Here is a 26,757-nt window from a genome sequence, read left to right on the forward strand (position 1 = left end):
TAATATCTTTAGGGTAACACCCCATTGTAAAAGCACTCAACAAAACATGACATGGCCAACAACAAACTCATCGTAGACGAACGCCAGAAAGACCTTGGCAACTTCATGGTCGGCCGGCTGTTGCCCTTCCGCAAGAAACGGCAGGTAGGCCCCTTTACGTTCATCGACCACATGGGGCCTGCCCGGATCGGCGATGGCAGTTATGTGGATGTGGACCAGCATCCGCATATTGGCCTAAGCACGCTCACCTATCTTTTTGAAGGAGAAATTGAACACCGGGATAGCATAGGGAGTGTGCAAGTCATCAGACCGGGAGATGTAGGATTCATGACTTCAGGCAGGGGCGTGACGCACACCGAAAGGACCCCACAAGATGGGCGGGGGAAGATGTCCACCCTGCACGGGTATCAGATCTGGGTAGCCTTGCCTAAAGCGCAGGAAGAAATGGAGCCCCGGTTTGATTATTACCCAAGCACAGATATCCCTTCCTGGACACAAGGACCGCTGCAGATCAAGCTGGTAGCCGGAGAGGCTTTTGGCCAATCGGCTCCACTGAAGGGCTACTCCCCCCTTTTCATGGTGGATATTTTCACAGAAGAAGAAACGACGCTGGACCTGAGCGGGCACCTCAAAGGCGAAGTCGCATTTGTTATCGTAAAAGGATCGATCACCAGCCAAGGGCAAAAGGTGGAGGCGGGCCAAATGCTGATCAGCAAAACGGACGAGGAATGTGAGGTTTGCCTTGATGCCAACTCGCAAATCCTGCTCTTCGGAGGCGAGCCGCTACCTGAGGAGCGGTTCTTAATGTGGAACTTTGTTTCGCACAGCAAGGAGCGCCTGAAGCAGGCCAGAGCCGAATGGGTAGATAAGCAGTTTCCCAAGGTGCCGGGGGATGAAACCTACATCCCCTTTCCTGATTTTATACGATGAAATGCGCATTATTTGGATATGGTGCAGCATGTACCGCTAGGGGCAATAGCTAGGTCACCTAAAGCCGCAGCCTTTACCCTGCGCCGTTAGGTGCGGAATGTGATCTTGTCAACATTAAGCGAACCCTGTTTGACCAGGAACGAGCAACAAACATAACCAATACACGCCAAAGCACAAGGCAATATTTTTAGCCGCCCGCGATCAAAAACAAACCATCGATGTTAACAACGCAGGGGTAATTTCTTTCCCTTTCTAATCCTCATATTGATCATCGGCACCCTGCCGTTAGGCGGGGGCGGCCCCCACAAAAACGGGCGCAAACCAGATTGTCGTTTTTTTTTGGGGGCCTGCCCCTGCCCGATGGCAGGTGCCGCTATGCTACGGGGCTCGCTCTTCGCTCGGCCTTATCAGGCCTGCCGCCCCTTCGCAGCGCTAGGCCAATGCCAGGCTAGAGCCCCAAAAGCATAAACGCCTGCGACATTTTGGTTCACGCCCACAAAAACGGGGTTAGGCTGGCGCCCACAGCCGCTGCCTGCCCCACAAGTTTTGTTATCTTTGGCCCATTCAAATCAAAAACCGCCCATGGCAAAAATACTCGTCACCGGTGCGAACGGGCAGTTGGGCAAAGAATTTCAGGTGCTGGCTACCACCGCCCCCGGGCATCAGTTCCTCTTTGCGAACCGTGCTATCCTGGATATTACCCAAGCTGCTGCTGTAAGCCGGCTGTTCAAGGAGCAGGCGCTCGATTACTGTATCAACTGCGCTGCATACACTGCGGTGGACAAGGCGGAGTCTGAGCCTGCGCTAGCAAAAGCCATCAACGAGGACGCGGCCCGCAACTTGGCAGAGGCCTGTGCGGCCCACGCTGTGCGGCTCATTCATTTTTCCTCCGACTACGTCTACCATAACGGCCTCAGCCGCCCGCTGCGCGAAGACGACCCCACCGAGCCCAAAGGCGTCTATGCACAGACCAAGCTGGCCGGGGACGAAGCTGTGCTCAGTGCTCATGACGCCACGATGGTGCTGCGCACCTCCTGGGTCTATTCTTCTTTTGGGCACAACTTCGTCAAGACGATGCTCCGCCTGGGAAAGGAGAAGGATGAGCTCAGGGTTGTGGACGATCAGATCGGCAGCCCGACCTATGCCCGTTCACTGGCGGATGCCTGCCTCCGGCTTATCGCTACCGATCAGCTCGGGGGGCTGCCCAGGGAGCTGTGGCATGGGGTCTATCATTACAGCAATGAAGGGCAGTGCAGCTGGCATGGGCTGGCCTCAAAGGCCTTGCAGCTGGCCAGCGTGCCCTGTACGGTGCGGCCTATACCTACGGCCGGTTACCCCACGCCTGCCCGCCGCCCGCCTTACAGCGTGCTGGACAAGAGCCGTTTCCGGGAGGCCTTCCGTTTTCCTATCCCGCATTGGGAGGACGATCTGAAGCGCATGCTGGCCCTGCTCTAGGGCAGCAGGCAAAACCGCTTGCAGATTTTCCGCCCCCTTGCCCGTGCCATCCAAATTTTTTCTGTTAATTTCCCCCTCCCGGACAGGGGGTGCGTGCTATTGTGCTCATCCCATTATGGAGACCAAGCATTTGAAACGCCAGCCTGCTGCGGCCGGGCTGTGCACCAAACATTAGAATACTACGAGCGATATGAGTTATGTCATCAGCGGGATTCAGCAAATTGGGGTAGGTGTCAAAGATGCGGACGAGGCCTGGAAGTGGTACCGCCGTTTTTTTGGAGCAGATGTGCCCGTCTTTACAGAAAAAGCAGAAGCTGGGCTGATGCTCCCTTATACCGGGGGGCAGCCCCGCAGCCGTTATGCCATCCTGGCCCTCAATATGCAGGGCGGCGGCGGTTTTGAAATCTGGCAGTACACCAGCCGCGAGCCACAGCCTTCCTCCTTCGATATTCAACTAGGCGATTATGGCATCTTCTCCGGGAAGATCAAGAGCCCGGACGTGAAGCGTACTTATGAGTACTATCAGAGCCAGGGCGTGGCCTGCCTTTCGGAGATACACAGGGTAGGGCAGGGGCCCCTCAATTTCTTTGCCCGCGACCCCTACGGCAATATCTTCCAAGTGGTAGAAGCTGCCGATTGGTTCCAAGACCGCAAGCAGTTGACTGGGGGCGTATACGGGGCGGTCATAGGCGTGTCTGATATCGGTAAAGCCCTGACCCTCTACCGGGATGTGCTCGGCTACGATGAAATGGTATACGACGAAACCGGCACTTTCGAGAGCCTTAAAGCGCTGCCGGGCGGTACGGTGCCGGTGCGCCGGGTATTGCTCCGGCACAAAGCTGAACGGGCAGGCGCTTTTGCCCCTTTGCTGGGGCGCAGTGAGCTAGAACTGGTACAGGTCACCGGCGGGCGCGAGCCCCGGAAAATATATGATGGCCGTTTTTGGGGCGACCTGGGCTTCATCCACCTCTGTTTTGATGTCAATGGCATGGACGAGCTGAAGGCCCGCTGCGAAGCCCATGGCTATCCCTTTACGGTAGACAGCAGCAACAGCTTTGATATGGGCGAGGCCGCCGGCCGCTTCAGTTATATTGAAGACCCCGACGGCACCCTCATTGAATTCGTGGAGACCCATAAAGTCCCGATTATGAAAAAGCTCGGCTGGTACCTCAACCTCAAAAAGCGGAAGCCCACCAAGCCTCTGCCAAGGTGGATGATCAAGGCGATGAGCCTGAGCCGCGTTAAAGACTAAAGCCTCATGCCCCTGCAGCGCCTCGAATCCGTGTTCTATGCCCCGAGCCCTTTAGGCGGGCGTGGGGTCTTCACAGCAGCCCCTATCCCTGAAGGGGCCATCATCGAGATTTGCCCGGTCATTGTCATGCCGCGCGAGCACCTGAAATACCTGGACGAAACCGGGCTGTACGATTATTACTTCCTGTGGGGGGAAGAGGACGAGGAATGCGCAGTGGCCCTGGGCTATGGTTCCCTCTACAACCACTCTTATGAGCCCAATGCTATGTACCTGCCCGATTTTATGGGCAGCACCTTGCTTTTCACTGCCCTGAAAGATATCGAAGCGGGCACGGAGATCACCGTCAATTATAACGGCGACCCTGAGGATGACGAGGAGGTCTGGTTTATGGCCGGCAGGGACCGGTAGCGGGGGCAGCAGCTGAGAATCGAGCAGGAAGGGGCTTGCAATTGGCGGCTTTTCCTTACCTTAGGTGGGAAAGCAGGGCTAGTGCCCTTTCGGAAAAAACTCCCAACCCCATGCCTACCCAAAATGAAGCATTGATTGCCCTCTTGCAGGATGCGCATACGACCTGCCAAAACCACTTGAGCACTGCGCAGGAAACCGAAGCGCTAGGGGCAGATGAAATTGAAGCGGCCAGGTCGGAGCTGGCATCGGTTTTCCGCGACTTTAGCGAGCCAGCCCTATGGGTGCAGGAGGCTGCCTACGACAAAACAGCCCTCTTGCACAAGCTCATCGCCCTGAAGCGCGCAGCGGAAGGCCCCACAACGCCTTTTCTGGAACACATGGACAAGCTGATCCGCTATTTGCGGGAGGAGCTCCTCTCGGCCATACAGGACAACCTGCAGGCTACGGACACCTCCGCCTGGAACCTCAAAATGCTCGACGAGCTGTTGAAGATCCGGCGGGTGCTCCGGGACACCAAGCGCAAGTTTATAGAAGCCGGGCACCCTCTTGATACGGACGAAGCCTTTCTTGCTGTACAGGACCGGTTCACGGGCCTTTTGGCGGATTACCGCAAGCTATTGCGCGAAAATGCCGTACAGGCCAATGAGGCGGACATCGGCATTATGCAGCTGCTCTACAGCCTGATACAATCTGCGGCTACCGTAGCGGCTTTTGTAGAAGCGTACACCACCCTCAATGATGTGGTGGCCGAGCATTGCAGCCGGGCAGCGCCCCTGCCCGAGCCCGAGCCCGAAGAAAAGTCTTGAAACCATGAAAAAGAGCACCCTTATCTCGGCCTTGCTACTGACAGGGCTATTGGCTTACACTTGCAGCAATCAAAATAATAGCAAAGCCTCTGAAAACAGGGCGCCCGAGGAAGCAGGGCGCGCGCCCGGACTGGAAGAGCTTGTAGATTCGATGGTAGTTACAGCCCCCCTTCCGGCCTGGAACCTCGCTGCGCTCGATCAGCTGTCCGATTTGCGCGTGGCCTGGCGGGAGGCTGAAGGGCGCCTGGCTGCGGCCGACTCCCTTTGGCTTTCGGATATGGCTATAGCCGCAGACCGCGATTTCTCTCTCGCCCACCTGCGGGCCTACCGGGAGCAGGTGCTAGGCGAAGCTTTAGCGGTAAACGAGTCCCACACCTTATTCTTGGAGACATTGACAACACTGATGGAGGATGCCCAAACGCCACAAGAGCTGCAGGCGCTCTGCCAGGTCTTGAATGCATGGCTGCTCGAGCAGGGCGTTCAGGCGCTCCCGCAAGACACCCTACTTCAGTAAGCAGATGCCTTAAACCTATTACAGATGATGGAAAAGAACCCCATAATACTGATTGTAGCCCTGTCCCTGATAGGGCTGGCCCTGCCCGGGCAAAGCCTCTTGGAGGACGCCCACCGGCTGGTGGCTGCGAAAAAGCAATTGTTGCAGCAGCCCTCACAGCTCGATACGCTGGGCATCAAGCGGTCTGAGGCTTACGCCGAAATGCTTGCTATCCTACAGCTTTACGACGCCAAATTTGATGCTCCAGCCCCTTCGGCAGCACAGCTGCAGGCCCTGCCGCAACGCTATTCGGGCAACGCGCTGCTGTCGGATTGGCTTCCGTTGAAGGCGCTTTCTGACGCATCCCAAGCGTTCGATAGCCTCACCCTTGCTGCTTATCGGAGCAAAGATGCGCTGCTGCAGCACGCCCCCCGGCAGCGCATAACACAGCTGATGAAAGGGGTGTACGGCGGCAGCCCGGCGGAATACCTTTCCGTTTCTCGTTCGCTGCAGCGGTACAGTGTGCCCCCCGTTGAGAGCCGGGTACAGCTGCAGGTAGCAGCAGAAGAGAGCAACCAAAACATACAGGCGGGGCTGGTCAATACGCAAGCGCTGCTCGAAGGCGTGTTCCGTTTCGTATTGGAGCGGGCACAGCAGGAGGTGGCCGTCAACTTTATGGACCGCTTCCTGGAAGACGACCTGCCGCCGGTCAAGGTCTTGTTCCCTACCGTTTTCGAGCAGGTCAGCAGCACCGGCTTCAGCTACTCTCACAGCTACCTGGACCGCATCCGCACCGCATTTTATGAGGATTTGCAGCTGCTCAGCGTACGCCTGCCGGTCATTCTGTTGGATGATGAGCGGTTTCAGTCCCTGCAGGCAGACCCCCTGCTTTATAACCTCCTGACTGTTTACACCATTGTCGGGATGGCGCAGCAGGATATGCCGCCTGAGGAAATTATTGCTATTACCCACCGGACGATATACGAGAACTACGGAGAACAGGAAAAGGCCCTCAACCTGGCCCTGGCCAAAAACGGCCAAGAGCAGGCCGGCTATCAGGAGCTGGTAGGGCAGGCCCGGGCGGTGGTCAATCAGCTGGTGGGCATATACCTGAGCTTGAACGAAGCAGAATTTGTACTGGAAGACAGCCTGCAAGCCATCACTGCCCGTTCGGGGGCGCCTGAAGTGCCTGCATTCGACAATCTGTTCCAGCCAGCTTATCAGCTGGATGCCCTCTTGGGCGAGAGCTCGGACGAGGACCCCTACCGCCTCAATTTTCTGCCTTTCCTCCTGGAAGGGCGCTTAGATAGTGCCTATCTGATGGGCCTGAGGGAACTGGCCTCTTACGACCGCTATTTCGCAGAAGACCATACCCCTGAGGAGTACAGAGCAGCCGGGCTGGAGCTGGCGCGCAAGCTGAATGGCACTTGGTACGGGGAGCAGACCCTGCTCAGCCTGCTACGCGACTGGGCAGCTGATTTGCAGCAGTACCACCGCAGCCTCAACGACTGGAAATATGAGGTGCTGCCCGGAGAGCTGCAAGCTGCGGTCTATGGGCAGTTGGAAAACCGCAGGCAGGCCCTGAAGGCTAGCATTGCGCAGGCCCGCGCTTATTGGGCAGGGCGGGACAGCCTCTCTTATCAGCAGGGCCTCGCTTTTGGTGTGCTCGCCAATATTGTGGCAGACCAGTATGACCCCAATAGCCCAGCAGTGCGGGTGCGCCGGCTGAAGGACCCTGCTCTCACCCCGCTGGCCTTGCTGCGGGAATGGGAGGAAAAGCTGAATGGGGCGGAGTCCCGGTTCCTAACGCTCAACCGGCGCATTGCTGGCGATTCGGTCAGTTTCCCGCCTGCCCACCCGGTGCAGATGTACCTGATGAGCCAGGAAACAGCAACGCCCTATGCAGGCATCCTTTTGCAGATCAACACCCTGCAAGAACAGCTGCAGGGGTTGAGCCGTCAGTTGGAAGACATAGATCGGCAGCATGCGGCCTTGGAGAAGAAGCTGCTCCGCAATGCAGAGCCTATGCTCTTCCTTACGGAATCCCTTTCTCATTTGATGTACTGCCTGCGCTCTGCTTCTCCGGATCACTACTGGGTGCAGCCTGCAGAGGTGGACAGTGCGCTGAACGACCCCGAGCTGCGGCCCGCTTTTCTGGGGCTGATGTATCAGCGCATGCAGCAAGTGCGCCACAGCGGCCGCATCTCCCCCGATGGCCTGGCGCAGTTGGTACAGTTGACTGTGCAGGACTTGCCAAAGCTGGAGGTAGCGGCAGATACCGCCTCGGCAAGAGATTCCCTGGCTTTTTTCCGGAAGGCATCCTTTGTCGTGCGCACCCTTAACCGGGTGCTTGAGCTCCCGCTGCTGGCCAGCCCCAGCGGGCGGCTGGAGCCCTTGACGGCGCAGCGCCCTGCATTATCGGGCATACCTGCTGTAGCAGACAAAGCGCTTGACCTGGTCTTCTACCTCAATCAAAAGGACCATCAGCAAGCTATTGGCGCTACCCTTGGGCTTTTCAGTGCTATTTTGCCTGCCTTGCAAAATGACCAGGCCGGGCAGCAGGAAATGGGGCAGTTCCTGACCTTCCTCAATGAATATGGCTACTTCGTAGCAGGACTGGTAGATGCAAAAACATCTTATGAGGTGCAAAGCCTTTTGGAGGGGATTTCGGACCCGCCGGGCAGTTCCCGCCTGAAGCGGAAAAAGAAAGTGACGGTAGCGGTGAACGCCTACCTGGGCGCTACAGCAGGGCAAGAGACTTGGTCCCGTACTTCCACTGGAGAAGAGGAGACTTTTGAGAACATCATGCCCACTATGCCCATTGGGTTTTCCATCAGCCGCCGGCTGGGCAAGCCACGTACACGCATATTTGAAGACGCCTCCCGCCCGCCCAAGCAAGTAGGCGGGCACTCTGCTACGCTTTTCCTAGGCTTATTGGACATGGGCAGCCTGTTTTCTTATGTACCAGGGGGCACCGCTTTCGGGGATACGGAGCTGACAGTCAAAAATGTGTTCAAGCCCAGTGCGCAGCTGCACTATAACTTCCCTAAGGTGCCATTTTATGCTGGGGTAGGAGCACAGTACGGGCCACATTTCCGTGATATGGACGGTGAGCAGCTCAGCCTGCAGTCTACGCGCTTTTTCATCAGCTTGGGCGTGGATGTGCCGATCAAGACCCTCTTTGTCCGTTAGGCCCGGGCTTAGCTTCCGGGCAAAAAAAAAGGGCTGCACACTAGCAATTCTGCTGCGTGCAGCCCTTTCAAGGCTGGTGGAGACGGCGAGAGTCGAACTCGCGTCCAGCGAAAGCACTCATAAGCCTTCTACATGCTTAGTACCGCATTGAGGTTTTCGAGTTTGGGGAAGGTCGCGTTACCCACCTGTGTCCAAACCTTAGCTCCTTAATTTCGCAGCCTGCACGGAGCGGGGCAGCCTGCTATCCTGAAGGGTTGGTTGATATGCGGCACGCTGTGTATCAGGAGTCAAGCGTACGGCACAAAGGCTTTCTAAGACCTAGTCTTAGGCAGCCATGGCATACTGAGTATTGCCATGTGAAATTGTCAATAGCCATTTGTTAACGGAGTGAACTATCGTGCTCCGGCATGCTTACTTATCAGTTGACTTCCCTGTCGATTCCATTACGTCCCCAATGGTTGGAAAGCTGCTGAAGGTTAGCTTTCAAAGAACTTACAATAGGGTAAACACCTGCAGCCCCCCTAATGGTTCGCCCGAAGGAAATATTTTTAAAAAAGCGGGGAAGGTCTATTTTTGCACCGCCTGTTCAGCAAGCAGGCTGAAAAAGTAAAGGGGGATATTCCCCCGTCTTTCTGAATATCCAGCACATGCAAGCAAAACTTACTGCGCTCAGCGGCTACGCCCCTGAGCAGGTAGTGGACAACCACTATTTTGAAAATTTCATCGAGACTTCCGATGAATGGATCCGTACCCGCACGGGCATACGCGAAAGGCGTTTTGCCAAAAGGAATGAGTACACTAGCGATATAGCCGAAGGCGCCGCCCGCGCCCTTGCCCGGGATTGGGGCCAAGACCTCGCTGATGTAGACTTTATCTTGTTGGCCACGGTCTCCCACGATCATGTGATGCCGAGCGTAGCTGCCATCCTGCAGCACCGCTTGGGCATACGCCAAGCCGGCGCGCTCGATATTGCCGCTGCCTGTGCTGGCTTCGCCTATGGCATTGGCCTGGGCAAAGCCATGGTAGAGTCGGGCATGCACCGGAAAGTCTTGGTCATTGGGGCGGAAGTGCTCTCCAAAGTGCTCGACTATTCCGACCGTACATCCTGTATCTTGTTCGGAGATGGCGCGGGCGCTGCTTTGGTAGAGGCAGCCGAAGAGGGCAATATAGGGGCGTGCATGCAAGGTGCAGAAGGGGAAGGGGGGCAAGACCTTTACCTGTCCCATCAGTCTACCATGATCAACGGGGAGCCGGTCAAGGCGAGCGGCCGCATCTACCAGAATGGCCGGAAGGTGTTCAAATGGGCCGTCAGCCGGATTTCCGCAAAAGTGCAGGAACTGCTAGCGCTCAACCAAATGACAGTGGACGATATCGACTGGTTTGTGCCTCACAGCGCAAATATGCGCATCATAGAGGCCATCTGCAAAGGCAGCGGCGTGCCTATGGAAAAGGCATTGGAAAGCGTCTCCATCTATGGCAACACCTCGTCTGCTTCTATCCCTTTGGCCCTACATGAGGGCGTGCGCGCAGGCAAAGTCAAATCTGGGGACAAAGTGCTTATGATGGGTTTTGGCGGAGGCCTGTCTTATGCCGGTACCATCGTGACCTGGCCATAGCATTTTTTCAAAACCAGCGCTAAAAATTGCCCCGGGCAGCCTAAGCGGTACTTACAACTGCTCGCCTTCTTGGGCACTGCCAAGGGGGCGCAGACCATATTGTCGTTTTTGGGGCCTCCCCCTGCCAGAAAGCAGGGGGCGCTATGCTTCGGGGCTCGCTATCCGCTCGGCCCTGCCGGGCTTATACCCCTCCGCAGCGCTAGTCCGGTTCCACCCTGATGCCGGTAAGGCCTAAACGCTTGCGGCATTTTGATGTAGGCACTGCCAAGGGCGGGCGGGGGATGGCGGCAAGCAAAAAGGCCCGTTGGCCGCTTTGGGGCCAGCCCCATCAGGAGGTGCCGGTTGCTGAATCCTTTTGTATTTTTTTGGAACCTGCCCAATTTGGCTATTTTTACCCCAGCCAAAATCAACGCGCTCTGTACCACACGCCATTCTTGACGGAATAGCGGCAGGGCTTTCGAAAAACCAAGCTAATCGAACCGCGCTGAAGCAGACCGGTCAGGGGCAGCCCTGCTGTGGGGGGCTGGGATAAAGCCTTCCGTAGGGCAAGCCCGACAATGCTTAGCGGTGAGCGGCTTTGGGGGCTCCTTTATGTCACCAAAACTGTCAAGAACCATGAAAATCGGTATCATCAGAGAAGGGAAAGTACCGCCCGATTCCCGCGTGCCTTTGATCCCCGAACAATGCGCTCAAATCCTTCAGGAATACCCAGATGTTGCCATCACCGTCGCGCCTTCCCCCAACCGGTGCTATCCGGATGAGGCCTACCGCCACAGGAGCGTCCCTTTGCGGGAAGACCTGAGCAGCTGCGAGGTGCTCATGGGCGTCAAGGAAGTGCCCATCAGCCAGCTTATCCCCAATAAGACCTACTTCTTTTTTTCTCATACCATAAAAGAACAGCCCTACAACCGGGATCTGCTCCGTGCAGTGCTCGATAAAGGCATCCGCCTTATCGATTACGAAGTGCTCACCGACAGCCGGGGCAAGCGGCTGATCGCGTTCGGCAAGTTTGCAGGCATGGTGGGCGCTCATAATGGGATTATGGCTTATGGGCAGCGGACGGGCTTGTTTTCCCTCAAACGGATGAAAGACTGCCTCGACTATGCTGAAGCCCGTAGCATCTATAAAACTATGCAATGGCCAGCCATGAATGTCGTCTTGACCGGCGCAGGCCGGGTAGGGCAGGGCGCTGCTCTGGTTTTGCGGGACATGGGGCTGCAGGAAGTTGCCCCAGAGGAGTTCCTGCACACAACAGCCCGGCAAGCCCGTTTTACCATCCTCAATTGCAAGGATTACGCCGGGCGCAAAGACGGGGGGCCTTTCGACAAAAACGACTTTTATAGTAACCCAACCGCCTACCAAAGCCTTTTTGCCCCTTATGCAGCCGTAGCCGATGTGATGATCAATGGCATCTATTGGGACAATGATGCCCCTGCTTTTTTTACGAAAGCAGAAATGAGGGGAGAGGGCTTCAACATCAAGGTCATTGCAGATGTCACCTGCGATATCGCCCCGGTTTCGTCTATCCCTTCTACCCTGCGCCCGTCCACGATAGCGGAGCCGCTGTTTGGGTACGACCCCGTAGCGGAGGCAGAAACGGAGCCCCACCTCCCCAATGTTGTCGATATGATGACGATAGACAACCTCCCCAACGAGCTGCCCAGGGATGCGTCCAAGGCTTTTGGCCAACAGTTCATAGACCATATCCTGCCGGAGCTTTTGAAAGCCGAAAGCGCCGTTATCGAGCGGGCGACTGTGGCTGCTGCCGGGCAGCTGGGGCCCCATTTTCAGTACCTGAAGCCTTACGTGGAAGGGAAGTAAAGAGCAGATCAGCGGAGCTTTAGGCAACGGGCGGTGTACGGCTTATGGTACACCGCCCGTTGGTGTTGGGGGGGATTGCTGTAGCAGAGTGTTAAAAAAATGTTAAAAAAATAAAATAACAAATAAAATAACAAATAAGATAACAAATAAAATAACAAATAAAATAACAAATTGCATACATTGTTAACACATCTAAAAACACCACGTTATGAAAGGCTTACTATTAATTTTTAGCCTGTTTGCAACCATTTCACTTCCATTTTCATCTTCCAGTACTGAGGGGGCTGACCTCAAACCTGAAAAGGAAGAGACCAGGATAGTCATTGTAAGCGACAATGGCTTTTACAGCGTTGGCTGGTATGATGTCAATGATGGGGCTGATTGTACGATTTATGTTTACGATAGCGGCCATACTGTAGGTTATGGAGATGATTGCTGATCCTGATCAGTACAAAAATTGATCATTTTCACAGGTGCTTACTATCCCCAATCGGGGCTGGTAAGCACCTCAGAGTGCTTGTTTGGAGTAGGTTCGTTTTGAAAATCAAGGGTTGATGTCCAGCTGTTGGGGCGTGAACCAAATTGTCGCAGGCGTTTATGCTTTCCGGGCTTTAGGCTGGCTTTGGCCTAGCGCTGCGCAGGGGGGGCGAAGGCCAGACCCGACGCCTGTAGGGCGAGGGGCCGAGCGGACAGCGAGCCCCGCAGCATAGCGGCACCTGCCCGCTGGCAGGGGCAGGCCCCATCAAAAAAAACGACAATCTGGTTGGCGCCCAGCTATTGTTCCTATGTGGCCGGTAGGGTTCTGGCGGACGATAAAGCATTGATTGGCATAGGGGCGAGCTCCGAACGTGCGCTTAATTGACTTGAAAGATGAAACACCTGAAACTCACGCTCATTACTTTTTTGTTAGGGGTGATGGCATCCGGGCCACTTGCAGGGCAGGGAGCCCCCTTAATAAGCATCGTGTACGAAGACAAAGATTATTTCAATCTCTGTGAGTCCATAGATATGCCCGGAGGGAGCAAACCATTAGCTATAGTGGACTTTACGTATGCCCTGCACATTTATCCTACCTATTCGGTGCGTACCAACGAGGCTTACCGTTTGCGGTCATCGGCAGAAGGGCAGTCTATTGCACTGCTCCCATCTTTGGTTTTTAAGGACTATCGTGGCAAGAAGGTATGGCAGCACCACTTGCTGCATGCCCGTGGAGAGGCAGAGCAGAAAGCTCTTGCGCCAAACCTTCCTGGGCGATGGCAAATAGACGAGGCTGAGCGTAAGGAGATATTGGGGATCAGCTGCCAATTGGCCGTGCTACAAACCCCAGGCTGCCAATTGAGAGCTTGGTTTACACCTGATATCCCCTTTCCTGACGGTGCCACTGTTCAAACTACCGGCCTCCCTGGCCTTACCCTTAAGCTTGAGGTGGGCACCGGCGGAAAAGGTTACGAAGCTGTCCGGCTCCTGCTTTCTTCCCCAGAGCCTTTGCCGCTGCCCAATTTCACCCCTTCGGGCCTTTCTGGCTCGGAAGCAGCCCTGCAAGCCAGGCAAGATGATCAGACGCCTAAAATTGACGGTAGCACGGTAGTGGGGCAATGGCTCCCAATGCCAACCCTGCTTGATCGTTTTGAAGAATGAGGGCACAGGGGCTTTGGTTGGTATTAGGGTTTGTCTTTTTGGGGTTAAAAGGGCACACACAGCAGGTTTTGCAAATAGACGTCCAATTGTCAAATGGCGAGGCTGCTGAGGCTGCTGCTGTACAGTTGTTGGATAGGGAACGGAAAAACCTTGAAGATTTTTGTTTGTACGAAAAAAGGAGTAGCTGCTTTTTTCAGCTCAACGAAAAAACCGCCTACGAGGTACGCGTCCGCTATTTTGGCTATCGGGATACAAGTGTTCAGGTCACAACACTAGTTCAGGATACGCTAAAGTACCATTTTATTCTTGAGCCTATCGCCTATGAGCTTCCTGGCGTTTCGGTTGTCGATAAGCTTATCGGCCTCAAGCGGGCTGGAGATACCCTAAAGTACAATTTGCATGCGTATACTTTAGGTACAGAACAAACACTTGGCGAAATATTGCAGCGCTTGCCAGGGATTGAAGTGGACGAAAACGGGGATGTACTTTTCATGGACGAGAAGGTGGATGCCCTGTTGTTGGATGGCAAGGACCTCGTTAGAGCAGCGCACCAACTAGCCGTCGATGGCGTGCAGGCAGAGGTCGTTGAGGGGGTAGAAGTGATTGAGCGTTTCAGCCGTGGGGCAGATCAGTTAGCTGGAGCTGAAGGTGATGGGCAGACTGCAGTGAACATTCGCCTAAAACCAGAAGCCAAAGGCGCGTGGCGGGGGAATGTGAAAGCTATGGCTGGGCACCCCCAACGTTTGCTCGTTTCGGGTACGCTTTTTCGGGTTACATCAAAAGACGGCATGGCGGTATTCCTTCGGCAGAACAACACCGCCGAAGCGTTGACTCCTGATACTTCTCCCTTTGGCAGGCGCCTAACTTCTAGAGAAAGGAAGGTAAAAAACATTGGTTTTGAACTCTACCCACAAGAGATGGCCATTGCAGGCCATGGGATAACAACAGATGGGCTTCTCCGCAATGACGATTATTTACTGTCGATAAATAAAGATGGAAGCCTAGGCACAAGGGTGGATCAGCAGTTGCATTTGACAGCAGTAGCTGGCAGCCGTCTCAATCAAAGAGAGGAGCGGAGGGTATACTTCAATGGAGGTGTGGAGGAAGAGCGATCGGCAGCTATTCGTTCTTCTTATTGGAGAGGAGGTTTGGAGAATGCCTGGGCCTTTAAAGTCAGAGAGGGCCAAGTATTCGAGGCTTCCATTCAAGGTGCTGTTGAAGCAGAATTATACCGGCAATCTGACCGTGGGGCGTTTGCCGGGGAGCCTTTTGAGCAAAGCCAAAAAATAAGGACAGGTGATTGGCATCTTAGCCCCGAGCTGCGCTACGTATCTCGAGCCAAACATGGGGTCGTCTTTGAGTCTAGTCAGGCGCTTGGCATTCGTAGCCATACAAGCGCAACGGGCTTCAATTCGGGGAGCCTTTTACCAGCATTGGATTCCTCTTTTACTTTTCATCAGACAGCAGTTTTAGCTCAGCAGTGGTCTGAATCAATGTTGTCCTTGCGCTGGGAAAAAGGCAGCCATTCCCTGAAATGGGCCGGAGGTGCACGTTGGCAAAAGGGGCAGTTCAAAGCTAGTGCCCGTGCAGCGGAGCCACTAGGGAGCCCCTTATCTGATGGGCAAACGTTATTGGCCCGGTCCTTCATGCACGCGCTTCGCAGTGAGCACGAATGGAGGAAAACTGATTTAAGGGTCAAGCTCGGGCAGGTTTACTTCGGGCAAGGCAAAGCAGCAGGAGGAGGAGAGGAGCCGGCCCATACCTTTTTGCCCGCTATATTATTTAGGTGGAAGTATAAAGGTGCTCACCGGGTAGGGGGCAGCTTTGAAAGGAAGCTGTTCTGGTTCGGGAGCAGTCAGCTTTTTAAGCCTCATTTGGCTGCAGAGCCTCAAGTCCGTTTTTCCTCTGCATTGCAAAATGGGCATGTACAGTTGCAAAACCAATGGGCACTTACTTTTTCAAGGGATTTTTCGGCATCTGGCTTGAAATATATTGTCAACTTTGGTTTCTCCCAATTAGATGGGGCCATCGCGGTGGCGTCTATCCCCACTAACGGGATCATCCTAAATGAATGGCGGCAGACTCAGCGCACGCATCAGTACAGCTTACAAGCTTTTACGATCTGGCAAAGCGATAAATCAAGGCTTATTGCCAACACATTCATCGCCAAGGATAATGGCTGGGCAATCTTTGGAGCTCAGGAGGCCCCTTTGGCCCGTACGCTGGTCCGGTCAGGAGGGAGCTGGACTTGGACAAAGTGGCAAAAATGGGAGCTGATAAGCCGATTTGATTTCCAGTTGGTCCGGCAAAGCATCTTAGGGCAGGAGCTTAGCTTTAAAACTTTTGAAAGCTCGCTGAAAACGGTCTACAGGTATAATAGTTGGAGTGCGAGTACAGCCTTTGCACATCGTTGGCAGGGCGCAGGGGGCAACCGGACAAGCTGGCTGGCTTGGGATGTTGACCTTTCTTTCAGGATGAATGCAAACTGGAAGTTGGCAGTTCAAGGCCGTAATTTGCTCAATTTAGCAAACCGCGAAAGGATGGAAGCCACCTACATGCCTAATGGCTCTATCGAACGGGCCTACCCTGTGTTCCCCGGATACGCTGTCGTTGGTTTCACCTGGTACTTTTAGCAGCAGTAGCGGGATGGGGCCTGCCCCTGCCTCGCGGCAGGTGCCGCTATGCTGCGGGGCTCGCTATCCGCTCGGCCCTATCGGGCTTCCCACCCCTCCGCAGCGCTAGGCCGGTCTCCCCCTAAGCCGATGAAGCCTGAATACTTGCGACAGTTTAGTATGCGGCCCTTTGGCACAGGCTTACCCTTGGGCTAAATAGCTCATCACATTCCCTTCAATACGCCGGGCTATGGCGGAGGTGTCCGCCCGTTCGAAAGGCTGGCCGGTAATGTGCTCAAAGAGCTCAATGTAGCGCTCAGAAACCTCCTCTACGAAAGCATCTGGCATATCTGGCATCGTCTGCCCTTCAAGCCCCTGAAAGCCATTGGCCATCAGCCATTCCCTTACGAACTCCTTACTGAGCTGCTTTTGGCGCTCCCCGCGCTGCTGACGCTCCTCATACCCTTCTGCATAAAAGTAGCGGGAACTGTCTGGGGTGTGGATCTCATCGATGAGGAAGATTTCTCCGGCTTTGAGCCCAAATTCATACTTGGTGTCCACCAAAATAAGCCCCTGCCGGGCTGCCATAGCCGTACCGAGCTCGAAGAGGGCCCGGGTATATTTTTCGAGCTGCACATAGTGGGCTTCGTTTACAATCCCCTGCGCCAGGATATCCTCGCGGCTGATGTCTTCGTCATGCCCCTCTTCTGCTTTGGTAGCCGGGGTGATGATCGGCTGGGGGAAGGGGTCGTTCTCCTTTAAGCCTTCCGGCATGGGCACGCCACAAATTGCCCGTTTGCCAGCTTTGTACTCCCGCCAGGCATGGCCTGCTAAGTAACCCCGGATGACCATTTCTACCTTGAAGGGCTCGCATGCGTGCCCGATAGCCACGTTGGGGTCGGGCGTGGCTTCTAGCCAATTGGGGACGATGTCTGCGCTGGCACGCAAAAAATGCGCTGCAATCTGGTTGAGGACTTGCCCTTTGTAAGGGATAGCCCGTGGCAGCACATGGTCGAATGCGGAAATACGGTCTGAAGCGACCATGATCAGGCGGCCGCCCACGGTGTACACATCGCGTACTTTGCCCCGGTAAAAGGCGGTTTGCCCGGGCAACTGAAAGTTGGTTTCTGCTATAGCGTTGGCAATCGGCATGAGAATCTGTATTTTGCTGTAAAAGTACCGCCTGCAGTTTAAAATGGCCGCATAAGGGCAAGGGCTTTTGTTATTGAATTTTTGCGTATCGCAACGGGCCTTGCCATTTTCGGGCTCATCGTCTGGCCAGAAAAAAGCGGGAAGGGCTTACCTTCAGTCCATAAATGGGCAATGCCCAACCCCATCATCATTATCAAAATATCGATTGGTATGAAAATGAAATTTAGCTTCCTTCTCTTCTTTGCCTGTTGCTTATGGCTTTCTGCCTCCGCTCAGGTTCAATCTTATCCGGCAGAGGCCGGGCAAGCCCAGTTCCTCGGCACAAGCCGCCCCCTCTCAGTGCTGGCCGGCGAGCATGCCTTCACGCGCACCAGCAAAGCGAAGCTCCGGCAAGTGGTCCCTAAAACCATCCCCAACTTCACGCAGCGGCAGCGTGTGCCGCGCCATGCAGAAGCCTCTGCCCGGCCCTTTGGCCCCGACCCCTTAGCGGTAGAGGCGGGGCAGCGCTCACAAAACCTCTTGGTCGAGCCCCGCATCGTCGCGGAAGGTGTAGACCGGGACTTGGTGGGCGGCGTCTCTCCTCCCGACCCCTGTGGCGACCACAACGGCGAGCATTACATCCAAATGGCCAATGCCAGCGGCGGGGCGATCCTCACTATTTACGATAATGAGGGCAACCTGACTTTCACACTGCCTTCCTTGAATATGCTGTGGTCCCAATTTGGCGCTAGCGGATTGGGCGACCCCATCGTCCTTTGGGATCAGGCGGCCGGCCGCTGGCTGATTTCTGAGTTCCAGGATTTTGGCGGCAACTCTTTGCTTGTGGCCGTTTCACAAACGGCTGACCCCACTGGCAGCTGGTACGCTTACCGCTTCCAAACGCCTTCCTTCCCGGATTACCCCAAATACTCCATCTGGCACAACGCCTACCTGGTAACTACCAACGAAGGCGGCGATAACATCCCCATCTATGCTCTTGAGCGGGCCGCTATGTTGGAGGGGGAAGAAGCTGGCGTGCAGCGCCTGGGCATCCCAAAGTTCAGCGGCGGCGGCTTTCAGGTGGCCACCCCAGTTGACTGGGACGGCAATACCCCTCCACCGCCTGGCAGCCCTGGCCATGTGGTGCGCATGTACGATGACGCCTGGGAGGGCGGACAAGATAAAGTAGAGATCTGGGATATCGTGCTCGACTGGAACAACCCCGATAACAGCTTTGCTTCTGGCCCTACCGATCTCATTGGGGGGGCGTTTGATTCCAACATTTGCCCCAATGGGGCTTTCTTCGATTGCATAGAGCAGCCCAATGGGCAGCGCGTCGACGGGCTGCAGGAAATCATTCTGCACCGGGTGCCTTACCTCAACTTTGGCTCCTATGAGTCCATTGTCCTCCATTTTGCAGTGGATGTGGATGGGGCCGACCGTGCTGGCCTGCGATGGATGGAACTGCGCCGCGACAGCCCTGAAGCTCCTTGGAGCCTATACCAGGAGGGGACATTCAGCAAAGACGATGGGCTGAGCCGGTTTGCAGGTGGCATCGCAATGGATTTCAACGGCAATATTTTCATGGCTTACTCCGTAGGCGGGCCGGGCCGCGACCTTTCCCTGCGCTACACTGGCCGCCTGGCAAACGACCCCCTAGGGCAAATGACCATCGAAGAATATGAATTTGCAGAAGGCTTGAGCTCACAGCAGGGCGCCCGGTGGGGCGACTATGCTTCTATGTCAGTAGACCCCCTGACCGGAAACAGCTTTTGGTTCACCGGCGAATACATGCGCGCCAATGGCGACTGGGGCACAAAGATCATGTCTGCTACCATTCGCCGCGATTCCAATGACGTAGGCGTAGCAGCCCTTGCTGCTCCCCGGAATTCTGGCTACCTGACCGCTACGGAGGAGGTACAGGTAGTGGTCCGTAATTATGGCTACAAACCGATGTCAGATATTCAGGTTTTCTACCAGTTCGAAGATGGCCCTTTGGTGGAGGAGCTCATTACAGATACGATCCCTGCAGACAGCACCTATCTGCATACCTTTGCCCCTACCGTTGATTTATCTGCCTTGGGCAATTACGAGTTTACGCTCATCACCGCCCACCCCCTGGATACCGCGCTGTTCAACGACACCCTTCGCACTGTGGTCACACAGCTGCCGCGCAACGATGTGGGCATAGCGAATATACAATGGCTGGGCAGTGTCGTTTGCGATTCCTCTGTCTTGACTACCCTGTCCATTATCAACGAAGGCGTGGATACCCTCACCTCTGCTTTCATTTCTTATGGGCTGAACGGTGAGGTGCAGCCCGATATCAATTGGTCTGGCAGCTTGGCGCCGGGGCAGACCGCAGACATCGTAGTAGAGGTTGGGCCGCTGCTGGATGGGCCAAATGAGCTGGCGTTCAGCGTTGGCTTCCCCAATGGGGTAGTGGATGAAAACCCTGCCAACGATAGCCGGGAACTGACCTTTGAGGCAGCGCTCTCCGGGCAAGGGGTAAGCTTCCTGCTCAATACCGACGTTTACCCAGAAGAGACGACTTGGGCCCTGGTGGACGAGAACGGGCAGGAGGTGGCTACAGGCGGGCCTTATTTCACGGATCTCGTATTGGAAACGGCTGATTTCTGCTTGCGCGATGGCTGTTATACCCTCCGTTTGTTTGACAGCTTCGGAGATGGGCTTATCGGCCCTCCCCCCGGCAATGCACAGATTGTAGATGAAGAGGGCAACGTCTTGGCGCTTTTAGGCGAAATCAATTTTGGGGCCTCCACAACCCTCCCTTTCTGTCTCCCCTTTGAGTGTACCCTGGCATTGGAAGCTTCCGCAGAGAACGAGTCGGAGCCGGGGGCAGAAGATGGCCGCATTATATTGAGCGCAGACAATGGCATAGGCGATTTTGAATACAGCATCGACGGGGGCGCTTCATTCCAGAGCAGCCCGGTTTTCAACAACCTTGCAGGTGGTACTTATACTTGCCTTGTGCAAGACCTCAATGGCTGTACCGCTGAGGCCGAGATATTGGTGCCCACCTGCGCGATTCAACTGACGGCAGAAGTCACTCCGGATACCGATGAGGACGAGAGCCCTACAGGCAGTATCCTGGTCAATGTTTCTGGTGCTCAGGGCGGTATTTCTTACCAGCTAGACAATGGGCCGGTACAGGAGTCCAACCTTTTTGAAGGCTTGGCCCCCGGTAGTTATGTGATTACGGTACGTGACGATTTGGGCTGCGAACGGGAGCTGCTGGTAGAGGTGGATTTTGTTTCTGATGCCCGCTCTGTATTCTATGGCACTTCGGTAAAGATTGCCCCCAACCCCACCGAGGGGTTTGTGGAGGTCTCCATTAAGGGCTTGAAGGGCGTTAGCTTCTTGCCTTACCGGATTGTCACAGCTCAGGGGCAGGTGGCACGTCACGGGCAGCTCGTGACTTATGGAGAGACGACCCGAGGGCCGGTCTCTTTCTTTAACCTGCCTGCGGGCACCTATTACCTTTGGTTTGATGGCCTACAGACACTTTACCCTGTTGTCAAGAAATAACCGGGTTTGATCTTGAGATAAGTAAGGGGGGGGCGCAGAGGTATAACTGCTGCTCCCCCTTACTTTTTATAAGCTGATCAGAAGCTGCTGCGAGTGCCAGGCCCGTTTCCTGAAACATTGCCCGAGGCACATCGCCATAGCGAAGGGGAAGAACTCAGCACGTATTGGGCTTGTTAGCCATTGTCGCCCCATGCTTTATGAGCATAGCCCCTCGCTAAATTTTAATTTAGCCCGCTAAACTCAACTATATCGGCTTCGATAGAACCCTGCCGGCCATGCTGGCAGAGCAAGCGGGCATAAACCCTTGATATTCAAAAGAGCCTGTTTGGGGTTCTGGCCTTCTGGGCGGAAAATTGCAGTTTTTTGTTTTTAAGCTAGTTTACAAGGGCGGGGCCTGCTCCTGCCAGCGGGCAGGAGCCGCTATGCTACGGGGCTCGCTATCCGCTCGGCCCTATCGGGCTTATACCCCTGCGCAGCGCTAGGCCGATGGGCAATTTTTTTGGCTCTTAACTACTTATCTTATTTTTGGGGGGCACACACGCTTTATGAGCCTTTCAACCTTCAGAAAATCAAGACGATGGCTATTTCTTTTGATTTGAACGCAGACGTTGGGGAGTCTACCCACGAGCATCCGGTGGGGCAGGATGAAGCCCTGATGCCCTACCTGACTTCTTGCAATATTGCCTGTGGCTTCCACGGTGGCGACCCGGTTTTTCTGCAAGAGGCCATCCGTTTGGCCATTAAGCATCATGTCCGCATCGGTGCTCACCCTTCTTATCCAGACCGGGCCAACTTTGGGCGCAGCCCTATGGCTTTGCCGGAGGGAGAGCTCATTGCGCTCGTGCAATATCAGGTCAGTGCCCTTGGGGGGATGGTGGAGGCAGCCGGCAGCCGGTTAGCTTACGTAAAGCCCCACGGCGCGCTCTACCACGCTGTATCTTTTGAGGAGGAAGTGGCCCTGCCATTTCTGGAAGCGCTGCGGTCATTGCCCCGGGCGCGCCTGCCGGTGATGGGGCTGGCTGGCAGCCCGCTAGAAGGCTGGGCTGCCGCTGCAGGTATAGGCTTTATCCCGGAAGGTTTTGCCGACCGCCGCTATACCCCGGAAGGCCGGCTTGTGCCCCGTACAGCACCAGGTGCGGTATTGTCTGAGCCAGAGGAGGCGGTACGGCAAGTCCAAGCGCTGCAAGGGCAGGGCATAGAAAGTTATTGTGTTCATGGCGACAACCCGGCCGCGCTGTCCATCCTTCAGGCTTTGCATAGCGCACAGGAAAGGGGCAATCCGCTTCCTGATGGCGATTGAGATCACCCCCTATGGCCAAAGGGCACTGCTCATCAATTGGCCGCAGCGCATTTCTGCTGCCCTGAACGGGGAAGTCCACCAAATGGCAGAGCTGATCTGCCGTTGGGCCGGCGTGGAGGGCTGTACCCCTGCTTATTGTACCCTGTTGGTCCGCTTTCACCCACGGCAAAGGCAATTGCATGAACTGTCAGCGGCCATTCATCAGGCTTACAGAGAGCTGGGCAGCACTGTGCCACGGCCTTCCCGGGAGGTGGCCATCCCCGTAGATTATTCCATGGCCGCTGCCCCCGATATGGCAGAGGTCATGCGCCTGACCGGGCTGGCTCACCGGGAGGTGGTCGCCCTGCATACCGAGCAAACTTATCAAGTTTTTATGCTGGGCTTCCTGCCCGGCTTCCCTTACCTTGGGCCTTTGCCCAGCGCTCTGCACTGCCCAAGGAAGGCCATCCCCCGTCAGTCGGTGCCGCCCTTGTCTGTAGCTATTGCCGGTGGGCAGACCGGAATATACCCGGTAAGCGCCCCCGGTGGCTGGCAGTTGATCGGAAAAGCTCAGCTGCCGGTCTTCGACCCTGCTGCTGACCCCCCGTTTTTGCTAAAGCCCGGCGACCGGGTGAAGTTTAAAGCAGTTTAGAGATGGAGGTGACTATCCTTTCTACGGGCTTGCAGACCAGCTATCAAGATGGTGGCCGGCCGGGCTACGAAGCCTTTGGCGTGCCTGTCGGAGGGGCGTTGGATGCCCGCTCTGCTATGCTGGCCAATCAGCTAGTCGGCCATGCACCGGGCGCGCCCTTGTTGGAGATAACCGTGCAGGGCCCCCGGCTGTACTTTTCAGCTCCGGCTCAGGTAGCTCTCACGGGCGCAGATTGCCCCTTGCTCCTCAACGGGGTGCGCATGCCTGCCTGGCATACCGTGGATGTGCCTGCGGAAGGGGTGTTGTACATTGGCCGTGCCCGGCAAGGCTGCCGGGCTTATCTGGCTATCCGAGGGCATTGGGAAGTGCCGCGTTGGCTTGGCAGTGTCTCCCGCCTGCCTGGGGCTGAAGGGCTGCTCCCGGCTGTTGAGCGGGGCAGCACAATCCGTATAACCCCAATGCCAAGGATGGCCCCCCGTGCCATCCCTGTCTACCTGCAGCCCCGTTTCCATAGCCCAGCAGCCCTGCGCCTGTTGCCTGGGCCAGAGCATGGTATTTGGGCTGAGGCTGTGCTTCGTCCCTTTTGGGCTTCGTCCCACCGGGTGAGCAAGGTGGCAGGCCGTATGGGCTGCCGGTTGGAGTCGAGCCTTCCCTGGCCAGCCGGTGTGGAAGAGCTTATTTCTTCGCCAGTGCTGCCGGGCACCCTCCAGGTTACACGCAGCGGGCAGCCGATATTGCTGTTGGCGGATGCTCAAACGACAGGGGGCTACCCTCGGCTTGGGCAGCTGCACGAAGCCGATATACCGCTGGCTGCTCAGTTAGGCCCTGGCGCCACTTTTACTTTTCACCCGGAGGGCTGGCCCAGCCAAAAGTGACGTAGGCCCCTTTTTTCAGGGCTTGCCCATATTCATTGACGATGCCCTCTCCGATAAACTCGAATGCTAGTCTTTGCTGCTCTGCGCCCTGCTGGGGTTGGGCCGTCAGGGTCACGGGGAAGGTCCCTGTCTTTGGGGTGACCCGGCTAAACCCCTCCCCCCCGGTAAGCCGCCAATTGCCATTGGGGGCGAGTAGTAGGAAGGTGAATTGCCCATCTGCGGTGTCCCTGAGCACGGCTATTGGCCGGCGGAAGTCATAGGGCCCCCATTTTCCGGTCAGGATGAATGCCTGCCCACTGCGCAGGGGCGGAGCGAGGTGGAAGGGCGGCCTGCCCGGCAAGGGCGCTGGCCGGTAGCCATCCTCTTCCATTGCCCTCCATTGCTCGGCTTCCAGCGTACCTGCAAGGCTTTTGATACGGGGGTTGCTGCGAGCAAATGGCGCAGCCTGCCCTAAGCTGCCTGGCCCAATCCGGTTTTTGACGAGCACCAGCCCTTCATTGGGTGCAGGGGCGGACAAAAGCACTTCAAAGCCCCAAAAGAGGTTGTCGTCGTTGATGGCCAAGCCGCTGCAAAGGCCTGCTGAGAGGGGGTACTGCACAGCTGTAAACCGATTGTGCTGCAAGTGTTCTTCCCGGCAGCCATCGAGCTGCACGCCTGTGCCGCCTTCCTGAAAGGTATTATAGCGCAGGGTATTGCCTTGGGCCGAGCGCAGGGCGATGCCTGTGCCACAATTCTGGAAGCTATTGGCAGCCAATAAACTCTGAGCGGTGCTGTCGCCTGTGATGCCATACTGGCAGTTGTGCAGTTGATTGGCGGCAGCGATATGCTCTTGCCCATTGAGGGCGATGCCGCTGCCGAGGGCAAAGGAGCAGTCGTTGCCATAAATGATATTGCGGCTACAGCTGCCGGTGAGGGCGATGCCTTGTTGGTTGTGGGTGGCGGAGTTGTAGGCCAGGGTGTTGCCATGGGAAGGCCCGCTCAGCAGTATGCCTGCGCTGAGGGGTGCGCCAACGTTCCAGTCGAGCAGATTGTGGCGGATGTGGTTGTTGCTGCTCTGTTGAAGCCCAATGCCGATGCCTGAATTAAAGCGGATGTCGTTATCGGAGAGCTGCCCGTTGTGGCAGTCTTCGAGCAGCAGGCCATGCTGCCCGCCTGTCACGGTAAGGTGTTGGAGGGCAGGGGCTTGACAGTTGTATAGGTAAACAGCAGCGGCTTTCTCAGGCCACGCTTTGCCGCCCTGTGCGGGCAAGGCAGGGCGGTAGTTGTAGCTGAGGTTGGAGTGTTCGATGGTGAGGCTGTCGCAGTTTTCGGCCAAGATGGCCATCTGATAGCCTCTGGCGTTCAGGTTGCGAAGGGTGATATTTTTGCTGTTGCGCACCCTTATGGCCAGGCCGCTGAAGCTGTCGGGCAAGCTGTCGTTGGCCGATCCGATGAGGAGGGCGCCCCCGAAGTCAACGGTGATGCCGTCGCCTTCGATGGTGAGGACGGGCTGGCTGAGGCTTCCGCTGCGGGCCAGCAGGGTATCTGCCTGGAAGGTCATAGATTGGTTGATGGCCATGCCGGGGCTGAGCAGGGGAGGGCTATCGGTTTGGCAGGCGGCAAGCAGTAGGGTGAACCCAAAGAGGGGAAAAAGGTTTTGTAAAGACATTTAAAAAACGCTTTTGTGATGTACGTTTCGATTTCAATTGGAGAAGAGGATTTAGAGCTGATCATGGGCAAAGCTTATGGCTCTGCTTACCCGGCGGCTTTGCAGTCGGCCCACTGCCCCCGCTGCCGGCTGCCGGATAATGCTGAGCTGCTGCCAGAACGGCTTTGGCTGAACCCGGCAGGCGATGTATTGGTGCAGGGGGCTTGCCGGCAGTGCGGTGGGGCTGTAGAGAAGCTGATAGAGACGGGCATAGACCCTGTACAGTTCGATCAGGCTATGGCCATACGCGATTACAAGATAGAGATTTCTAAAGATTATGAGGTGAAAGTGTGAACAGGCACTTGCCTGGCCGCGCGAGCGATGCGGAAGGGTGCGGCCCTATGGCCGCAGACAGCGCGGGCAGCGCTGGCCGGGCCCTGTAGCGTAGCGGCCCCGCTGCCGGGGTGCTGCCTTGGGCGGGGTGCGCCCTAATCAACCAAGAACGGCTTGTGCATCAATAGCCAAAGTGTTTGAGTGAGCGCTCGTCGTTGCGCCAGTTTTCTTTGACTTTGACGTGGAGCTCCAGGAACACTTTGCTTTCGAGCCACTCTTCCATGTCTTTGCGTGCTTCCATGCCGAGCTTGCGGATGGCGCCGCCGCCTTTTCCGATGATGATGGACTTTTGGGTTTTACGGGCGACGAAGATTTCGGCTCCGATGCGGATGAGGGGGTCGCCGTTTTTGGTCGTATCTTCTTTGAAGGAAGTGACGATGACTTCGCAGGAATAGGGGATTTCCTGTTGGTAAAGGAGGAGGATTTTTTCGCGGATGATCTCGCTGATGAAGAACCGTTCGGGCCGGTCGGTGAGCTGATCTTTGGGGTAGTAGGCGGGCCCTTCTGGCAAGTGCTGCAGGATGACCTGAAGGAGCCGATCGGTATTGGTCTGCTGCATGGCAGATACGGGGAGGGTTTCTGTGAAGGGGATGCGCTGATTCCACTCTTGGATGAGCTGCAGCAGGGCTTCATCGGCGAGGGTGTCGATTTTGTTAATGACAAGGAAGAGGGGGACCTGCACTTCGCGGAGGCGCTGCAGGATGGGGTCTTCGTCTTCGTATTTTTCGGCAGGCTCGGTAACGAAGAGCATGATATCGCCATCTTCGAAGGTGGAGTGGGCGAAGCGGTTCATGGCTTCCTGCATGAGATAGGAGGGGGTATCGATGATGCCCGGCGTATCAGAGAAGACGGCCTGGAAGTCGTCTCCGCTGACGAGCCCGATGATGCGGTGGCGGGTGGTCTGCGGTTTATTGGTGATGATGGACATGCGCTCCCCGACGAGGGCGTTCATGAGGGTAGACTTGCCGACGTTGGGCCGGCCGATGATGTTGACGAATCCAGATTTATGCATGCAGGTGCGGTTGTTG

The 26,757-nt window shown here is 55.9% G+C and carries 20 protein-coding genes and 1 other RNA gene; 17 read left to right on the plus strand and 4 right to left on the minus strand.

The genetic code is table 11. The features are described 5' to 3' along the window. Window positions 1-51: 51 nt before the first annotated feature. The 7 genes from FRY97_RS11250 (at window position 52) to FRY97_RS11280 (ending at window position 8,536) form a co-directional block, all read left to right on the plus strand. Window positions 52-930: a pirin family protein gene (locus FRY97_RS11250; protein WP_147167633.1), complete on the plus strand. Its 879-nt coding sequence runs from the start codon at window positions 52-54 to the stop codon at window positions 928-930. A gap of 582 nt (window positions 931-1,512) precedes the next feature. Next, window positions 1,513-2,385 (plus strand): dTDP-4-dehydrorhamnose reductase, encoded by an 873-nt coding sequence (gene rfbD, locus FRY97_RS11255; protein ID WP_147167634.1) that lies wholly within the window; start codon window positions 1,513-1,515, stop codon window positions 2,383-2,385. Window positions 2,386-2,575: 190 nt separating this feature from the next. After that, window positions 2,576-3,637 carry a VOC family protein gene (locus FRY97_RS11260; RefSeq protein WP_147167635.1) on the plus strand — a complete coding sequence of 354 codons (1,062 nt, stop codon included), beginning with the start codon at window positions 2,576-2,578 and terminating at the stop codon, window positions 3,635-3,637. Window positions 3,638-3,643: 6 nt separating this feature from the next. Beyond that, a complete protein-coding gene (locus tag FRY97_RS11265) occupies window positions 3,644-4,045 on the plus strand; it encodes an SET domain-containing protein (RefSeq protein ID WP_246141693.1) in 402 nt (133 codons plus the stop codon). Window positions 4,046-4,155: 110 nt separating this feature from the next. Beyond that, on the plus strand, window positions 4,156-4,851 hold the full coding sequence (locus FRY97_RS11270; protein WP_147167636.1) for a hypothetical protein: 696 nt from the start codon (window positions 4,156-4,158) through the stop codon (window positions 4,849-4,851). A 4-nt stretch (window positions 4,852-4,855) separates the two neighbouring features. Further along, window positions 4,856-5,365 (plus strand): hypothetical protein, encoded by a 510-nt coding sequence (locus tag FRY97_RS11275; protein WP_147167637.1) that lies wholly within the window; start codon window positions 4,856-4,858, stop codon window positions 5,363-5,365. Between the two features lie 24 nt (window positions 5,366-5,389). Beyond that, a complete protein-coding gene (locus FRY97_RS11280; protein ID WP_147167638.1) occupies window positions 5,390-8,536 on the plus strand; it encodes a hypothetical protein in 3,147 nt (1,048 codons plus the stop codon). Between the two features lie 74 nt (window positions 8,537-8,610). Here FRY97_RS11280 and ssrA read toward each other — a convergent pair. Beyond that, window positions 8,611-8,989, minus strand: a transfer-messenger RNA (tmRNA) gene (gene ssrA, locus FRY97_RS11285). A 194-nt stretch (window positions 8,990-9,183) separates the two neighbouring features. On the opposite strand from ssrA, the gene FRY97_RS11290 reads away from it, so the two are divergent. From FRY97_RS11290 to FRY97_RS11310, 5 genes are all read left to right on the plus strand, one after another. Further along, complete coding sequence (locus FRY97_RS11290) at window positions 9,184-10,152, plus strand: ketoacyl-ACP synthase III (RefSeq protein WP_147167639.1); 969 nt, start codon at window positions 9,184-9,186, stop codon at window positions 10,150-10,152. A 615-nt stretch (window positions 10,153-10,767) separates the two neighbouring features. Beyond that, the gene (locus tag FRY97_RS11295) at window positions 10,768-11,973 is read left to right on the plus strand and encodes an NAD(P)-dependent oxidoreductase (RefSeq protein WP_147167640.1); all 1,206 of its coding nucleotides are present in this window, start codon (window positions 10,768-10,770) and stop codon (window positions 11,971-11,973) included. Between the two features lie 208 nt (window positions 11,974-12,181). Beyond that, the gene (locus tag FRY97_RS11300; protein WP_147167641.1) at window positions 12,182-12,412 is read left to right on the plus strand and encodes a hypothetical protein; all 231 of its coding nucleotides are present in this window, start codon (window positions 12,182-12,184) and stop codon (window positions 12,410-12,412) included. Window positions 12,413-12,843: 431 nt separating this feature from the next. After that, window positions 12,844-13,611 carry a hypothetical protein gene (locus FRY97_RS11305; RefSeq protein ID WP_147167642.1) on the plus strand — a complete coding sequence of 256 codons (768 nt, stop codon included), beginning with the start codon at window positions 12,844-12,846 and terminating at the stop codon, window positions 13,609-13,611. A 68-nt stretch (window positions 13,612-13,679) separates the two neighbouring features. Beyond that, window positions 13,680-16,244, plus strand: coding sequence for a hypothetical protein (locus FRY97_RS11310; RefSeq protein ID WP_147167643.1), 2,565 nt, complete (start codon window positions 13,680-13,682; stop codon window positions 16,242-16,244). A gap of 180 nt (window positions 16,245-16,424) precedes the next feature. On the opposite strand, the gene FRY97_RS11315 is transcribed toward FRY97_RS11310, so the two are convergent. Then, window positions 16,425-17,375, minus strand: coding sequence for a phosphoribosylaminoimidazolesuccinocarboxamide synthase (locus FRY97_RS11315; RefSeq protein WP_147167644.1), 951 nt, complete (start codon window positions 17,373-17,375; stop codon window positions 16,425-16,427). Window positions 17,376-17,585: 210 nt separating this feature from the next. On the opposite strand from FRY97_RS11315, the gene FRY97_RS11320 reads away from it, so the two are divergent. The 4 genes from FRY97_RS11320 to FRY97_RS11335 all read left to right on the plus strand — a co-directional run bounded on the left by FRY97_RS11320 (window position 17,586) and on the right by FRY97_RS11335 (window position 23,709). Then, window positions 17,586-20,903 (plus strand): hypothetical protein, encoded by a 3,318-nt coding sequence (locus FRY97_RS11320; RefSeq protein WP_147167645.1) that lies wholly within the window; start codon window positions 17,586-17,588, stop codon window positions 20,901-20,903. 577 nt (window positions 20,904-21,480) lie between these two features. Continuing rightward, window positions 21,481-22,203, plus strand: coding sequence for a 5-oxoprolinase subunit PxpA (locus FRY97_RS11325; RefSeq protein ID WP_147167646.1), 723 nt, complete (start codon window positions 21,481-21,483; stop codon window positions 22,201-22,203). Beyond that, window positions 22,193-22,834 carry a 5-oxoprolinase subunit PxpB gene (pxpB, locus tag FRY97_RS11330; protein WP_147167647.1) on the plus strand — a complete coding sequence of 214 codons (642 nt, stop codon included), beginning with the start codon at window positions 22,193-22,195 and terminating at the stop codon, window positions 22,832-22,834. The genes FRY97_RS11325 and pxpB overlap by 11 nt, the downstream gene beginning before the upstream one ends. 2 nt (window positions 22,835-22,836) lie before the next feature. Next, a complete protein-coding gene (locus FRY97_RS11335; RefSeq protein ID WP_147167648.1) occupies window positions 22,837-23,709 on the plus strand; it encodes a 5-oxoprolinase subunit C family protein in 873 nt (290 codons plus the stop codon). Here the strand turns inward: FRY97_RS11335 and FRY97_RS11340 are convergent. Beyond that, window positions 23,672-25,357, minus strand: coding sequence for a right-handed parallel beta-helix repeat-containing protein (locus FRY97_RS11340; protein WP_147167649.1), 1,686 nt, complete (start codon window positions 25,355-25,357; stop codon window positions 23,672-23,674). The two genes, FRY97_RS11335 and FRY97_RS11340, sit on opposite strands and share 38 nt — an antisense overlap. Before the next feature lie 18 nt (window positions 25,358-25,375). Here FRY97_RS11340 and FRY97_RS11345 point away from each other — a divergent pair, with 18 nt between their 5' ends. Then, a complete protein-coding gene (locus tag FRY97_RS11345) occupies window positions 25,376-25,690 on the plus strand; it encodes a hypothetical protein (RefSeq protein ID WP_147167650.1) in 315 nt (104 codons plus the stop codon). A 160-nt stretch (window positions 25,691-25,850) separates the two neighbouring features. Here the strand turns inward: FRY97_RS11345 and era are convergent, their stop codons facing one another. Next, on the minus strand, window positions 25,851-26,741 hold the full coding sequence (era, locus tag FRY97_RS11350; protein WP_147167651.1) for a GTPase Era: 891 nt from the start codon (window positions 26,739-26,741) through the stop codon (window positions 25,851-25,853). Between the last annotated feature and the right edge of the window lie 16 nt (window positions 26,742-26,757).

Source organism: Phaeodactylibacter luteus (assembly GCF_007993045.1).
Taxonomy (GTDB): domain Bacteria; phylum Bacteroidota; class Bacteroidia; order Chitinophagales; family Saprospiraceae; genus Phaeodactylibacter; species Phaeodactylibacter luteus.